Raw genomic sequence first — 15965 nt, 5'->3', positions numbered from 1 at the left:
AGGAAGAAAAGATTTCTTTCCGCACTTCCAGCACACATTCAAATCCGAATTCAGCGCCGGAAATATTAACCCGCAGTATTTCTTCCCGTGGAGCAAAAAGATTTAAATTTACTTCTCAAGCACCCGAAAACTTTCCAAAACCGCACTGCCGACCAGTACTCCGGAAAAACCCGACACTTTTGGAAACTGCTTGCCTGTATCACCGAAAACCGTATCAGCCCGCAAAAATGGGCGCAGACAAGAAAACAAGTCTGCGGAAACTGGCAGCAATAAAATTCCGTACCCGTTCTGCAGCCATAACCCAAACGGGTGAAATATAAAATATGATTACACCATAACACTGAACCAGTTGAAACCACTGAACCAGTTGAGCTCAAACAGAAGGATAAAATGAAACACTACGATATCGCGATTGCTGGAAGCGGACTCTTTGGCGCAGTAATCGCATTCGAAGCAGCAAAGCTCGGCAAGTCCGTACTCGTAGTCGAACGGCGCGACCATATCGGCGGTAACTGCTACACCGAGAAAATAGCCGACATTAACGTGCACAAGTACGGAGCGCATATTTTCCGCACCAGCGACAAAGAAATCTGGGATTATATGCACCAATTCTGCGAATTTAACAACTTTGTAAACTCCCCGGTGGCAAACTATCACGGCGAACTGCTGAACATGCCATTCAACATGAACACCTACTATCAGCTTTGGGGTGTGAAAACTCCGGCAGAAGCCCGGGAAAAATTGCTTCGCAATGTATTCCATGCGCAGATCCGAAAAATCTCAAAGAACACATCCTCTCGATTGCCGGAAAAGACATCTTCGAAAAACTGGTGGCGGGATACACCGAAAAGCAATGGGGAATGTCTTGTGAAGAACTTCCCCGTCGGTAATGCGCCGGATTCCGCTGCGTTTCACATTCGACAACAACTACTTCCGCGACCCGTATCAAGGGATTCCAATCGGCGGTTACACGCAGATTTTTGAAAAAATGCTTGCTGCTGCCGATGTCCGCACTGGTGTCGACTATCTGAAACAGAAGGAAGAAATTGATGCTGCTGCCGATATGGTGATTTATACCGGCCCAATCGATGAATACTACGATTTCTGCTACGGTGAACTACGCTACCGCTCACTGCGCTTCGAACATGAAATATTCGATACCGATAACAAACAAGGCGTAGCGGTAATGAATTACACCGACACACAAACACCATACACCCGCACAATTGAACATAAACACTTCGAATTCGGCACCCAGCCAAAAACAGTAGTCTCAAAAGAATACTCACAATCCTGGCATCGCGGAATCGAACCTTATTATCCGCTTGAGAACGCTGACGACCGCGAAAAATACGAGCAATATCGGCAGCGTTCCCTCGCAGAAGAAAAGGTCAAATTCGGCGGGAGGCTGGCTGAATACCGGTATTATGGAATGGAAGACACAATCCGTTCGGCACTTTCAAAAGCAAAGCTCTGGCTCTGATACTGCCGAAACTTGCAATGGTTTCCGCGGCGCAGAATTAATGAGTTTCGGGATTTCGCGGTGAAGTGTTTTCGAAATTTTTAGTGAAGTGTTTTCGGATTTTTTGGGGAGGGGCAGGATTAAGAACTTTCGAGATTCAGGAGTCTTATCGCCTTGAAATCGAATCCTGTATCCCTGAACCCATCCCTTAAGCCGATAAGCCCTGAGCCTGACCCTGAAAACCTAATCCGCGATAAGCCGGGATTTAAATCCGGATCCGCGGCCAGCTGCAGCCCCTTGCAGTGCCAGATTCTTAAAGTGCCAAATCCTTAAAGTGCCAAATCCTTTCCCCGTCGTTAACTATTCTCCTCATCTATTCTCCTCCAAAATCATCAATAAGGTTCCCGCAATATGAACAAAAAGTCGTCGCCGTCGTGGTCGCATGGAATCGTGCCGAACTTTTAGCGAAAATGCTTGACCGGTTAGCCCGCCAAACTCGGGCACTTGATGGTGTGGTAGTGGTAGACAATGCTTCCACTGACTCCACTCCAACAGTAATCGCAAACGCAAAAGTCGTTACCGAAACAATTACAATGCCGGAAAATCTCGGCGGAGCCGGCGGATTCGCAGCTGGAATTGCCCGCGCAATCAGCATTGGAGCAGATTACGTGTGGATAATGGACGACGACACCCTCCCGCATCTCAACACGCTCGAAACGCTGCTCACTCAGTGGCAGAAACTTGCAGCACTCCCGGCAGTAAAAACTGCAAAAAACTCTGAACTCGGATTACTTGCCTGCCGTGCAGATTGGATCGACGGACGCGAACACCCAATGAACAAACCGCGCCTAATGCCATTCGCCCCCGCCGATCTCGTGATCCAAGCTAAAGATCTGCACGCATACCCAATCCGAACCGCCTCATTCGTCGGCCCGCTAATTAGTGCAAGCGCGATTCGCGAAATCGGTTTACCAGTAGCAGACTATTTTCTATGGAACGACGATTTTGAATATACCGCACGAATTTTACGGAAACGGATTGGCTTCTACGTAAATTCGGCCCGCGTCGAACACCGCACGAAAACCTTCGGCAATGCCGCAGCTTCACCTGGAAAAAGATTCTTCAACGAAGTCCGCAATAAATTTTGGATGTACCGTTTTTCAACCTCGCTCACACCGTTCGAAAAAATATTGTACGGCGGAAAAACTGTTTTGCGCTGGATAAAACTTCTTGCCGCTGACCAAAATCGCAGCGAGCTGCTAAAATACTTCGCGCAAGGAGTAAAAGCCGGACTGCGGCGGCCGCGCACAAACACCAAAATTTTTGAAAGCACACCGGCACTGGCAGATGTGCTCACACTCGAACGCGAATCCTGGGAACAACAGAAATTCGCCGAGAGGAGCACAAAGCGCGAGAGGAGCACAAAATGACCAATTTTTCCGTGCTTTTACCGGTCTACATTGGAGACCGCGCCGAATTCTTTGAACGTGCAATACGTTCGGCAACAATTGAGCAAACACTTCCGCCAACACAGCTTGTGGTTGTGTGCGACGGTCCAATCACCCCGCAAGTGCACGCTTTACTCGCTAAAGCCCAATCTGCCGCCGGCGCAAATTTGATTGGGAAAACAAAACTTACAGTTATTGCAACACCAGAAAACCACGGGCTTTCACATGCACTCAACCTTGGTCTCGAAGCCTGCGAATATGATATCGTCGCACGCGCAGACGCCGACGATATCTCGCTGCCTGAACGTTTCGCGAAACAAATTCCATATATCGAATCAGGATACGACCTCGTCGGATCAGCTCTCACCGAATTCACCGATAACGAAAATGAGCGCGGACTTACCCGAAAAATGCCGGAAACTGCTGCAGAAATCCGCAAAGCGGCACGGCTGCGCGACCCATTCAACCACCCAACCGTGGTGTACCGGGCGAGTAAAATACGTGAGTGCGGTAAATATCAGCATGTTAATCATATGGAAGATTACTGGCTCTTCGCCCGAATGATTTCCGCCGGTGTACGCTGCATCAACCTTTCTGATTCTCTCGTACTCTACCGAATCGGAGCCGGAGCCTATTCCCGCCGCGGCGGAATCACAATGCTCCGCTCAGAATTCGACCTGCAGCGAAAGCTGTATCATCTTGGAATTACTTCCCGCCTTGATTTGGTAAAAATATCGTGCTGCGCTGCGGATACCGAGTTATCCCCGGATTCCTGCGGAAAATCCTCTACCGCACCGTCGGGAAACTGAGCTGGTTCAAAAAATAATATTACCGATTCAAAACACACATTACCGATCCGAAAACACAACATTACCGATTCAAAGACAGCGTTAATAAGCAGTTCGAGAGAAGCGGCTCACCCGCCGGTCACGAATTTATCACCGCAAAGTCTGGCTGGAGCGAAATAAAAAACGAATACGCAAAAGCGTTCACCCCAACATTTGCGCCGGAATCTCGCGCGGATATTCCTCCCAATACAAGTCAGCTTCTGCTGCGAGTGAGTGTGCGGTACCAGCACTCAGTTCGTCGGAAATTCCCACGGTTCGGAAACCAAACGGCTTCACCACACGCACCGCATAAAGCGCATCTTCAAAAACCCACGTGTGAAACGGTTCAACTCCCATCAGCTCTGCCGCCTGCATAAACATAGTCGGTTGGCGCTTATCAATCCCCGTCTGTGCTGCCCCGAAAATTTCGGTAAAATATTTGCGGATTCCTGCCCGCTCAAGTGCAGCCGAAATCAGCGGCTGCGATCCGGAAGAAACAATACACATCGGCACTCCAGCATCCGCAAGCGCCTGAACAAAACCAATCGCGCCAGGCTTAAATGGTGCTTCTTCGCGGTACGACCGCTCAACCTCGGTAAAAATACCGTGCTCAATTTCTGCAACAGAAAGATCAACATTAAACTCTTCGCGAATCGTCTCAGCAGCTTCTCCCACCGTCATCTCAAAGAAGCGCGCACCCAGATGCGGATCTACATCCACCCCAAGCCGGCGCAAATAGTTTGCTCCCGCCCCGCGCCATACCGGCATCGTATCAATCAAAGTTCCGTCCATATCAAAAATTGCTGCCTTAATCATCATTTCCTCGTTTCTTCATTTGTTTGTTTATCTGTTTATTTATTTGTTTTTTGTTCATTTGTTCATTTGTTTTTCTGTTCCGAAAGTTCCGAGCTTGCCTAAAATATCTAAGCTTTTACCGAAACTGAAACTACCCGCCCAAAACTGAAACTACTCACCCAAAACCTAACTTGAACGCTGATGTAAACACCGGGTCTTTCTCCCCTCACGAAACTACCCGCCCAAAACCTAACTTGAACTCTGATAATGCCGAAACTCGTTAAATTTTATATCCAGACGCTAGATAATCAATATTCACCAAATTTCAGACCTAGAAGCTCTTAATATTCAAGTCTCTGCCCTGCAATTATTCAATCTGCAATCACAGATAGCCGCTTTTCAGCACAGAGGGATAAAAAGCCGGTAGTTGTTCGGGCGGAAAGCGGTGTTTTTGCATAGATCAAGCCTGACCGCTATGCAAAACACCGCTCGGAACCCGGCCCAAATCGACCCAACTAAAAGGCTTTAACGCCAGTTATAGAGCACCGCACTCACAGATTCACGCATCCGTTCCGGCAAATCCTCCATCCGCGCACTCCCCGTCGTCGCCTGCAAAAAATCCATATAAATCACCGAATAAAGCGTATGCGTCAGATTCTGACTCGGAATACCGCGCAGCTCTGCCACAATTTCCCCAATTTGCGGCTCCAGTGCCTGCACAATCCCGACAACCTCCGACCCGTCGGCCTCACCGTAAAGCACTTCCCGCTGAAAAACAATCACATTCTTCGGCTGCCGCACCGCCAAATCCAAAAACGGTTCAACTAAAGCCATCACAGCCTGAATCGCAAGCGGGATAGTCGTAGCCGGACGCAGCGTCTGCACCGGCTGATGCAGCGTTTTCTTAATCACTGAAACTAACAGCGCAGCTTTTGAACCAATATGCCGAAAAAGCGTCCCCACCGAAACATCAGCCCGCTGCGCAAGCATATTCGTAGTAACATCAGCATAATCATGCTGCTCGAAAAGCTCACTTCCCGCTTCAAGAATCCGCTGCAAATTCGCTGCATGTTTCGCCTCACGCACACCTGCCATCCAAACCCTCCGCACTCGTTAAATATAAAAATAATTCAAAGCTTCCAACCTTAGCTTTCAGTTTACTGAAACTAGCGCAAAACAACGATTCGCAATCGCTAAAATCTCCCTCCGCACACCAAAAACAATCAAAGTCCGGAAACCGAATTCGCATCCGGTATCCTGCCTGCCGCCAGCTGCACATAAGCAATCGCATAATCCCCGTCATGCGATAAAGAAATCAACGGGTGCACAATCGATTTTCGAATTCCGAATTCCGCACCGGCAACCGACTCAACCGATTTAACCGACTCAACCAATTCGCAATCACCGGCAGCCTGCGAATTTAACACCGCCGCAATATCCGCTTTCACCGGCGCACTCCCGGCCCGCGAAACACTCGCTGCAAAACTCGTCGCAACTTGCCCGGAAAGCACCAGCTGCGGACGGTTATAAGCATCAGCAAGCACCTGAATCTCAGCAAAATTCACCCCGGACACTTCAATCACCGGCGGCTTCCCAAAAAGCAATCCCGACCACGCCTTCAAAAAGCTTCTTTCCCAGCCCAACGCGCCGCCAAATGATACTCAGGCAAATTTCCAGTAACCACCGCCCGCCTGCGGGCATAACGCCGCTCAGCAGAGCTGAAAGCATCTGCAAAAACCGAACCAACCTGATGCAGCTGCGAAACAAACTGCGGAATATACACTAAATCCACGCCAACTCCGAATATTGGAGGAACATCCAGAAAATCCGTTCGCCTAAATCCAGACACCTTCACTAATCCCCGCTTCTATTCACATATTTTCAATGTTCACATCTCGAAGTTTAACTATTTATCCGAATGTTTTTACCGACGGCGATACAGACCATCCTCCGCACCGCCGTCGATATTTACAATTCGCTTTCACACAAGCAAAACTCAGCCTTGATACTTTCCGTCCGCACAAAGCCGCGCCTGCGGATTAAGCAGCATCGCCGCTTCAGCTTCATGAGCACGGCCCGCACCCTCCGGCAGCCGGCGCCCTTCCACCGGCTCATAAAGTGCCTTATGTCCAATCATCGCCTGCGCCCGATGCAGCTCGCCGGCATGCAAACGGTTCAAAGCCCGCTCACGCCACACCGAAAGCGCCCCCGCACCACGGCTGCGCGACACACTCGCCGCAAACGCCCCCGGATGCACCAGCGCAATCACTGCAGAAACATGCCCAAAACCAAGCGAAGTAATCAAACCAGCCTTAATCGGCACAACGCTGCCATCACTGACAGCATCATCAGTGTGCACGCCGCCGGTATTTTCCCGATTCAAATCCAGCGGGTCACGCAGCCAAACCAGATAATCACGTTCCATAAACTCCGGATCAAGATTATCCAATGCCCGATTTGCCGGAACTATCCCAGAAGCAAAAATCTGTGTAAGCCCTGCAATCTGGAAAAGTGCCGCTCCGCCTTTCGCGTGACCGGTCAACGTTTTTTGCGAAACCACATAAAGCGGATTACCGCTGCTCCGGCCAAGAGCATGCGCCAACCGATCATGCAATTCAGCTTCATTCGGATCATTCGCCTTTGTGGAAGTATCATGCTTTGACACAACAGCAATATCATCTGTACTCACACCTAACCGCTCCAACGAACGAGCCAAACCGGAATCTTTCCCGCCTTGTCCCGCCGCGAGCGCACCAAGCCCAGGAGCAGGAATTGAAGTGTGGGCTCCGTCGGCAAATGTCTGCACATAACCGACCACACCATAAACCGGCAAACCCAGCTCAAGCGCAAGATCACCCCGAGCAATCAGCACGGTACCGCCGCCCTGCGCCTCCACAAAACCAGCTCGGCGCGAATCCCCTGCCCGTGAAAAGAACCGCTCACTAATCCCTTTCTCAGCAAGAGCATGCGAATCAGCCGTCGCGTTCATAAACCCGAAACCTTCAAGCGATTCGACGGAAAGATCATCTATACCGCCAGTCACCACAAAACCCGCCTTGCCTGCAAGAATCTTATCGACGCCTTCTTCAAGCGAAACAGCTGCAGTCGCACATGCCGCCACTGGCTGAATCATCGAACCATACCCGCCGACATAAGATTGCATCGTATGTGCAGCAATCACATTCGGTAAAGTCTCCTGCAAAATATCTTGCGGCACAGACTCATTCAAAAACGTTCCACAAAAAGTTTCCGCATCGAATTCATCCCGCCGAAACCAGTGCCCTGAGTACAAGCCACCTTGCTCGGATGCACCGCCTGCAGCAGCTCTGCCGGGCTGAAACCAGCAGAAATAAACGCATCCACTGTTGCCACGAGATTCCATGCAGCCATCTTGTCTGCACTTTCAAGCATCGCAGCAGGAATCCCCCACTTTTGCGGATCAAAACCTTGCGGGAACTGCCCGGCAACAAAACGCGAAATCGTAGTCCGGCGCGGGACAAGAGTTGCCGCTCCCTGCAAACGTGTAACTTTCCAGCTTTCACCGCTGCTCGTCTCTGCCAGCTCAACCTGAGTAAACTTTGGATCCGCTTGCAGATAAGCCTGCGCTTCAGCTTCACTCGAAACATGAAAACTAATCGGGCGGTCAAGGAAAACGGTCACCATATCGGTAGTTCCCGCAGCAAGTATTGCCCCGTCATCATGCAAACGCCGAATACCGCTGCGGGCTGCCACTTCATCACGGAAACGAGAATAAATATCTTGCTCTTCCACAAGATTATTTTCGCTGTCATACCAGCCAGCCTTAGGCGACTCATGCCAGGTAAGCAGCCCCATCATCCATGCCAGCTCAAGCACGCCTGCCGCAGTCAGCTCAACCGACCCATCTTTCTGAATTCCAAGCTCAGCAGCAAAACGAGTGCGGGCACTGCCCCATGTTCCCACTTCGCCAAGCCCCACAATCACAACTAAATCTTCCGGATTCGCAGAACCATCTTTGAAAGCTGCCCCGCCGCCGGGAAGTGTGATTTCAGATGGACTCGGAAGAGCTTGAATTTGCGGAGTATGCACTTTCGGAACACAATCTGCATTCTGCACAGATGCTTCATGCGTCAAAGCCGTAAAATCAACCGCTTCCAAACCGCCGGTAAGATCCGCATCCAACGGCCCGGCAAGTGCTTGTCTGCGCGCCGCCGCTGAAGCAAGACTTAACAGCTCTCCAGCCATTTCTTCCGTAGACCAGGTGCGGACGCCTTTCGCTTCCACACTGGCAACAAGCGGATCATTTCCGCCCATCAAACCAGTACCGCGCACCCATCCGATCCGCGCATGCGCCAAGGTAACCTGCTTCCCCACGGCTCCACACGCCATTTATTACAGATTGCGTCAAGCGCTGCTTTCACTTCGCCATATGCACCGTCGCCCCCGAAAATACCGCGGTTTGGCGATCCGGGAAGTACAATATGCAAACGATGTGAAATATCATGTTCGCCGCCAAGCGCACCCAAACCTGACATCAGCTTCTCCACACCCCACAGCATAATCCGGGCCTCATTTTCCGCACGCGGACCAACATCCGCCAATGAACCGAACACGCGCGGAGCCGCGAATGGGAAAAGTAAATCCGGAATCAGCGCCGGCTTTATCAAATGCTTTGCACCGCCGACAGTCTCAGTCTGCTCACTGCCAATCCAATCAATTAACGCCGAAATATCACGGTAAGATCCAAGATTTGCCGGAACCAGCCATAAGCTTGCATCACCGCGGGCAGACCTGCGGTAAAGCTCGCGGATATCAATCAGCCGCTGCTGTGAAATCCGCGAGGCCGTCGCAATCACAGTGGCGCCGCCGGCGAGAAGCTTTGCAGTGAGCGCACCGGCAATAGACTGCGGAGTCACCCCGGTAACAACAGCAACCTTCCCTGAAAACTCACCTGGAGTCTCATCAAGTGCCTGCACTGCAATCTTCGCGAGCCGGTCTGCGATTTCCGGATTCGTTTTGCAGGTACGGGCCGCTAAGAAACGTGCCTGCCGTGCAACTTCCGCTCCAGTAGCCGCAAAATTCGCATTAACATCGGCACCGAGAGCAATCCGAGTCACATCCTCCCGTGCCGACGCCCAGCGGTCATTCAGCTCGACGGCTTTCCGCGAATCAAATACATTCGCAACCAGCTTCGGCCATGACGCGCCAAGCTCCGCAGCAACAGTTTCAAGCAGCTCAGTATCCGCAGCTGATTTTTCAACCGGTTTTTCACGGGAATCAAGACGGTTAAGCAAATCACGGGCATTCTCGGCAAGCGATCCGGTGATGAACTGCTTAAACTCATCAAGCGCTGCCGAATCAACCACCGCCCCGCTTGAACTGCCGCTATTTGCAGCCGACTTGGAAACCGGAACTTTCAAGAACTTGCCGGCATTCACCAATGCCTGATCAATTAAAGCAGCTACTTCCGCCTTATTCGACGGAACTTGCAGCACCTTTAATTCACCGCCGCGAGTAGACTTCCCATCACGGGTTTGCAGCATCGCAAAGGCCGCAGCCCACGCCTGCCAGCCCGCGCCAAGCTGCCATTCACTACTCACCCGCTGACTAATGTCCGCCAGCACCGCACCAGCCGAACCGAAAAGTCGGCGAATATGCTCACCCAGCACTTCAGAAAGAACCGGACCAAACGGCACATAATTATGCGCCGCCGCCTGCACATTTTTTGTCAGCTCAGCAACCGGAGCTTCCGCTCCGCCCTCAAGCGCCGAAAGCCCCAACTCGGCAGAAATATCCATCAGCAGCTGATTCCGCTTCGAAGAAACCCCATTCGTGAGCGTTTCAATCGTGTCTTGCGCACCAATCTGCTCCACATTAATCTTCGTCGCATACGCAAGCAGCACTTTCAGCGCATCGGCAGCGTCAAACCCAACTTCCGGAGTAACCGTTCCGGTTTCCTGTGCCGGCAGCTCCGAATCTGCAGCAGAATCCGCATTCCCCAATCCGGCGGAACCTACAGAAACTGCGGCGGAACCTACAGAAACCTCTGCCTTTGTTTCCAGCACTGCCGCCGATTCTCGCAGTTCAGCTGCACCCGCACCTGTATGCGCACCTGTACTCGCAGCTGCACCGCGGGCAGTGCTTTTACAGCTGCACCAAACTCCGCATCCGCCGCCGATATGCCCGTTACTGTAGCTGCATCCGCCGCCGCAGACCTGCGCTTCCCAATAAACGGCTTCGGTTCGTCTTCAGAATAAACCGCAGCCGCATCACGCTGCACATTCAGCGTCTTTACACCTGCACCAGCAAACTGCACCAACTGCAAGGTCTTCGCCGCAAGATTTGCAAGCGTCGGCGCATGCCCAAGCCCAACTTCCACCAGCTGCTCAACACCGGATTCCCCAAAAGAAACTCCTGCGTCTCAATCCACCGCACCGGAGAAGCAAACTGCCATGCAAGCAGTTCCACAAGCAGCCCGCGGCCAATTTCCTGCCGTTCAGCAGCTAAATCAATCGAATCCCAACGGTCAAGCAAATCCTGAACATACTCCGAAGGCACGACGGCAAGAATCTCCCGCAAAAATCCGGCGTAAACGCGAACGGACACGCCACCAGATTCGGAATATAACGCCCGACAAGGCGATCAAAATCAATATCATCAGGCAAACGCTCCAAAAGCACCGAACGAAAATCTTCCACTCCCGAACGCAGCCGCGAAGAATGGAACGGCACATCAATTCCCGGAATCAACATGAACGGAGCTTTCCCGCCAGCTGCCGCAGCCCGCGCAGCAGCATCCTTTTCAAGCGCAGCAATACCAGCATCAGTACCTGCCACAGCATACTGCGCACCAGCAAGATTAAAATTCACAATCTCAAGAAACTCGCCGCTATCCGCACTCACCTGCGAAATATACTCGGCAACATGCGCATCATCCACACCAAACTGGTTTGACCGCAGCGCACCCATCTTATATCCGGAACGGCCGCTGCCGTCGCGCGGCACAAGATTATGCATTGTAGAACCGCGCTGGAAAACAATACCAAGCACAGTCTCCAGACTCATCATCCCGCCATATGCCGAAAGCGCAGTGTACTCACCAAGAGAATGACCCGCAAAATACGCCCCCGCAACCAGCACACCGGCTTCCGCAAGACGCGACGTCTGCGCAAAAGCCACAGCTGTCAGCGCCACCTGCGTAAACTGTGTCAAATTCAGCACCCCTGCGGATGCCGGTAAGTTACGCCATTTGCAGTTAACGCAGTTGGATTATCACGCACAACAGCCAGAATCGAAAAATCCAGCTCCTTGCGGGTATATGCATCTGCACGCTCCCACACTTCACGCACCGCCGGCGAACTCGTACGCTCATCAAGCGTCATTCCCGCCTTTTGAATCCCCTGACCAGGATAAACATATGCAGTACAAGCCGGGCTGGCAATTGCCGCAGCCTGCGAGACAATCTCCCCATCCACCTTACAAATCACTTCAAGAACTACACGCCCGCCGCTTGCAATACCAATCCGCTCCACCGAAATATCAACATTATCGTTCAGATTCACCAAACCATACATCCGATAAATCCAATTTTCGATATGCCAGCTAACCCCGCTTTCATCAGCTCCGCACACAACATGCTGCGCCGCCGCACAAAGCCACATCCCATGCACAAGCGGCGCATCAAGACCAGCCACTTTCGCTGCACGATACGAAGTATGAATCGGATTATAATCACCAGAAACCATCGCAAAAGCAGTCATATCCCGCGGTGCTTTCACACTAATCTTACGCAGCAAAGTACGCTTCCCCGCCCGCAGCTGCGCTTCAATTTCCCGGCCAAGACGCGGCTCCGCAGGCAAATCAGAACCCGACGCCCGCCCGCGAATTGCAAAACGTTCAGAAAAACGGCCAATCTCAGTGCCCGCAGCAAACATATCGCCGCCCTGAACCAGGGTATTGCCGTCGGTATTCCCCCAATCCGCAGCACGCAAAACTGTATCGACCGTAACCACACGCCCCGAAGCAGATTCAGCAATATCCGCACAATAAGAAACAGCACTAATCCGCGCATTAGCAGGAATCGCCGCAACAGCTAAACTCTCTGCATGATCAAGATGGACGGCATTCAGCAGCCCCTCAATCACCGGATAACCAGCAACTTGCGCCGAACCAAGAGCAGCATAGATTGCCGGCCAACACAGCCCCAGCAAAGCAGCCGGCACAATCGGAGCCAAATGCAAATCTTCAGCCAACTCCCCGCCGTCACCCCAGCATGCAGCGCACCAAGCTCACTATTTACAGTGAAAACAAAATGCGCTGCACCAAATTCAGAAAGTTCACTCGGCACAATCTCAGGCAAATGCGCAATCTCATCACCCATCACATTCTTAGCACCGACGCCCGCCGTCGCACGAAGCATTTCCGCCATCGCATCCGGCAGCCGCGAATCATCCACCACCGGAATCGCGCCGGCCGCAATATCATTAAGCACAAGCGGAATCCGTAAAATCCGCACCGCATGCTGCGCAGCTGCAGTATCATCCCACAAAGTATCAAGATCAATCAGCAAATCATAACCAGCGTCAGTTTTCTCCACACGATACTGATCCAGCACCCGCGCCGGATTCACCATCAAATGCCCATGCCAAAGAATATGCGGCACCCGTTTTATATATTCCGCAAAACTCGGAGCGAGACGCGAAAAATCTCCGCCGTCGGCACTGCCGCACCTGCAGCTGCACAGCCGCCAGCTTCCAGCTCCGCCAACCCTGCCAAATCAGCAAGCGCTTGCGCCTCATAACGCGCAAGAATATCAGAAATCGGCTCATTCACACTCGTAATTGCCGCCACCGACACCGGACCAGGAATCACCCGAACCTGATCCGCACTATAACGGGCATCATGCGACTGCCAAAGCCCATCACTGCCCCACCACTTCAGCAAACTCTCATCAATTGCCGGCACAAAAGGCACCGGTTTTGGATATTTCCGACACAACTCAATAAACCATGCCGCATCAAGCACAGTAAACGTAGTCCGAATTGCACGCGGATACGCCGCAATCAGCTCAGCAATACACTTTTGCGGATCTGCCGCCTGCTCCAAATGCGGGAAAATCGTTTCAATCTCCCCCGATTCCACCGCACTCAAACGTGCTTCACAGCGCTGCAGCAGTTCATGAAAACGCACCTGCCACGAAGAATCCGCATTCGGATAAGTAAGTTCCGCATAACGGCGCAGCACTTGCTCATACGTCATTTGCTCCAATTCACCAAAATACGGTTTCGCAGTAGCATTAATCGCAGCAATAATTTCCTCACGATGAGCAGCACGGAATTCGGCATCACCAGCCTGCGTTAACAAACGCGACGCATCCGCGGCAGAATTATCAATTTCATACATATCCGCATGCAAATGCGAAAGCCCGGAAGTCATCCCCCGCTTACCTGCCCGGAACCAACCCAACCATTATTGTGCGTAAACGGAATACCAGGAGTATTCACAAGCAGCTCTTTCACCGTATCAGTAGTATGCGCTTCCCGCGCCGTCATCGCCGTCGTCCCGATAAAAACTCCATCCACCGGCATCACCGAATTCGCATACTCACGCGCCCATTCACCAGTGAGAAACTTCGCTGCCCGCACCGGATCACCGAGTCCGCCGCCAACACAAAGCACCGTATTTTCCTGCGCACGAATCTGCGCATAAGTCCCAAGAAGCAAATGTTCAAGATCCTCCCACGAGTGATGCCCGCCGGCATGACCGTCCTCCACCATCAAAATCACCGGAAAATCTGGAACTTCTTTCGCAATCGCAAGTACCTGCCGAATTTGACCGACAGTCCCCGGCTTAAACGCAATATACGGGAAACCCGCCGCCCGCAGCTCCTGCAAAATCCCGACAGCTTCCTCCAGCTCCGGAATACCCGCAGAAATAACAAGACCATCAAAAGGCGCACCATTTCGGCGTTCGCGACTCACAATATGCTGCGCGCCAAACTGCAGATTCCACAAGTACCGATCCATAAACATTGCGTTAAACTGTGCAGTGTGCCCCGGATTCAGCTTTGCTTTCAAATCCGTAAGATTCTCAAGGAACACCTCCTCAGTCACCTGACCGCCGCCAGCCATTTCCGCCCAATAACCAGCATTCGCAGCAGCAGCCACAATATCTGCTTCAACAGTGGTTGGAGTCATTCCCGCGAGCAGCACCGGAGCACGCCCGGTCAAGCGCGTAAAACGCGTTTCAAGCACTTTCTTCCCGTCAAGAAGTGCAACAGTCGGAATATACTGCGAATAATCCGCCGACTTTTGAAAAACCGCGCCAGGAGTTTTCAGCAAATCACGCCCGCCAGAATCTCCCGCTTCCACAACTCCAATACCTAAACCTGCAGTTTGCGCAGCAGTAATCGTCCGCAGCGAAGCCCCCGGTCCAAGATCAACAATCCATTCCGGCTTCAGCTTTAACGCCTGTGAAATCTGCGCATGCCAATCAACCGGATCCGTAAGAACCACACGTGCAAGCCCGGCAACATCCAGCGCCCCAAAATCACAGCACTGCGCCCACTTTTTCACCAATTCAACCGCAGGTTCGAGCAGCGGAGTATGAAACGGCACGTCAACCGGAAGAAACTCACAGCTCGGAGTAAGCGCCTGAGAACCCGTAAGCTTTTCATCCAAAGCTTGCTGCTGCGCGGCAGCACTTTCCGCAATCTGCTTCGCCGCTTTCGCAAGCGATAACGGATTCCCGGAAAGCGCGGCCCGATTCGGTGCGTTTATAATTGCCAGAGTCACCCCGCACTCGGCTGCAAGCGTTTCAATTTGCGCAATCGGCATTCCCCGCACTGCAAGCATCGAAGTCAATTCACCACGCGGAACACTGCCAATTCTCCGCGCAGTATGTGCGGCAGCAGCACCGATTAACCGCGCAGCAGCAAAAATCTTCACCGCAAATCCACTCGGCTGATCAGCTTTACCATGCTGCGGCTGCAGCTTCGAATCAGGCAATAATTCACTTTCCGCAGCCGGAAGCGGATTCGAATTACTCAGCTCGCTTTCTTTTACTAATTCAGCCGCAAGCACCCCTTGCGAATATCCGAGCACTGCCGCCGGTTTCGCCGCCAATGCCAGCTCCTGCAATCCGGCATATTGGCAAAGCAGAATTCCCGGAACCGATGCGAAAGCTGCATTCGGAACCTGTTCACTGAGCAAATCCAGCTTCCCGCCAGTAATCTGCGTCAGCTCCGGAAGTACCGGTGCAAGTATTTTTTCGCTCATTTCCTGGAGCTTTGCAAGTTTGCCCGCCGTCGGAAAATCGGCACGCAACCGGGAAAGCTCCTCCCGCCATGGCGACGCCTGCCCAGCAAATTGCAATAAATAAGGTGTACCAGAGTTCAGTTTTTCGAAAAGAGTAGTCATTTTATACCTTTACTAGTGTTTAAAAATCTAAAAAATTT

General features: G+C 52.0%; 8 protein-coding genes and 1 pseudogene. 4 read left to right on the top strand and 5 right to left on the bottom strand.

Features of this window, described 5'->3' with window-relative positions; genetic code table 11:
• Positions 1-390: 390 nt before the first annotated feature.
• From RQN30_RS11890 to RQN30_RS11875, 4 genes are all read left to right on the top strand, one after another.
• On the top strand, positions 391-984 hold the full coding sequence (locus RQN30_RS11890; RefSeq protein WP_353060658.1) for an NAD(P)-binding protein: 594 nt from the start codon (positions 391-393) through the stop codon (positions 982-984).
• Positions 890-1483 (top strand): UDP-galactopyranose mutase, encoded by a 594-nt coding sequence (locus RQN30_RS11885; protein WP_353060657.1) that lies wholly within the window; start codon positions 890-892, stop codon positions 1481-1483. The genes RQN30_RS11890 and RQN30_RS11885 overlap by 95 nt, the downstream gene beginning before the upstream one ends.
• 413 nt (positions 1484-1896) lie before the next feature.
• Positions 1897-2892 carry a glycosyltransferase gene (locus RQN30_RS11880; protein ID WP_353060656.1) on the top strand — a complete coding sequence of 332 codons (996 nt, stop codon included), beginning with the start codon at positions 1897-1899 and terminating at the stop codon, positions 2890-2892.
• Complete coding sequence (locus RQN30_RS11875; RefSeq protein WP_353060655.1) at positions 2889-3719, top strand: glycosyltransferase; 831 nt, start codon at positions 2889-2891, stop codon at positions 3717-3719. The genes RQN30_RS11880 and RQN30_RS11875 overlap by 4 nt, the downstream gene beginning before the upstream one ends.
• 180 nt (positions 3720-3899) lie before the next feature.
• Here the strand turns inward: RQN30_RS11875 and RQN30_RS11870 are convergent, their stop codons facing one another.
• The 5 genes and pseudogenes from RQN30_RS11870 to RQN30_RS12650 all read right to left on the bottom strand — a co-directional run bounded on the left by RQN30_RS11870 (position 3900) and on the right by RQN30_RS12650 (position 15927).
• Positions 3900-4553 carry an HAD-IA family hydrolase gene (locus tag RQN30_RS11870; protein WP_353060654.1) on the bottom strand — a complete coding sequence of 218 codons (654 nt, stop codon included), beginning with the start codon at positions 4551-4553 and terminating at the stop codon, positions 3900-3902.
• A 504-nt stretch (positions 4554-5057) separates the two neighbouring features.
• Positions 5058-5627 carry a TetR/AcrR family transcriptional regulator gene (locus RQN30_RS11865; RefSeq protein WP_353060653.1) on the bottom strand — a complete coding sequence of 190 codons (570 nt, stop codon included), beginning with the start codon at positions 5625-5627 and terminating at the stop codon, positions 5058-5060.
• A 128-nt stretch (positions 5628-5755) separates the two neighbouring features.
• Complete coding sequence (locus RQN30_RS11860; protein WP_353060652.1) at positions 5756-6154, bottom strand: holo-ACP synthase; 399 nt, start codon at positions 6152-6154, stop codon at positions 5756-5758.
• Positions 6151-6324 (bottom strand): holo-ACP synthase, encoded by a 174-nt coding sequence (locus RQN30_RS11855; RefSeq protein ID WP_353060651.1) that lies wholly within the window; start codon positions 6322-6324, stop codon positions 6151-6153. The genes RQN30_RS11860 and RQN30_RS11855 overlap by 4 nt, the downstream gene beginning before the upstream one ends.
• A gap of 204 nt (positions 6325-6528) precedes the next feature.
• Positions 6529-15927: pseudogene (locus RQN30_RS12650) on the bottom strand (fatty acid synthase subunit beta domain-containing protein).
• Positions 15928-15965 lie beyond the last annotated feature (38 nt).

Origin of the sequence: Arcanobacterium hippocoleae (assembly GCF_040360365.1) — a bacterium.
GTDB lineage: Bacteria > Actinomycetota > Actinomycetes > Actinomycetales > Actinomycetaceae > Arcanobacterium_A > Arcanobacterium_A hippocoleae_A.
This window is presented reverse-complemented; position numbering and strand designations above follow the sequence as displayed.

Bases quoted from the DNA above. Each gene is read 5' to 3' on its own strand.
- RQN30_RS11865 (WP_353060653.1), bottom strand. From the start codon at position 5,627: ATGGCAGGTGTGCGTGAGGCGAAACATGCAGCGAATTTGCAGCGGATT.
- RQN30_RS11885 (WP_353060657.1), top strand. From the start codon at position 890: ATGCGCCGGATTCCGCTGCGTTTCACATTCGACAACAACTACTTCCGC.
- RQN30_RS11875 (WP_353060655.1), top strand. From the start codon at position 2,889: ATGACCAATTTTTCCGTGCTTTTACCGGTCTACATTGGAGACCGCGCC.
- RQN30_RS11890 (WP_353060658.1), top strand. From the start codon at position 391: ATGAAACACTACGATATCGCGATTGCTGGAAGCGGACTCTTTGGCGCA.
- RQN30_RS11870 (WP_353060654.1), bottom strand. From the start codon at position 4,553: ATGATTAAGGCAGCAATTTTTGATATGGACGGAACTTTGATTGATACG.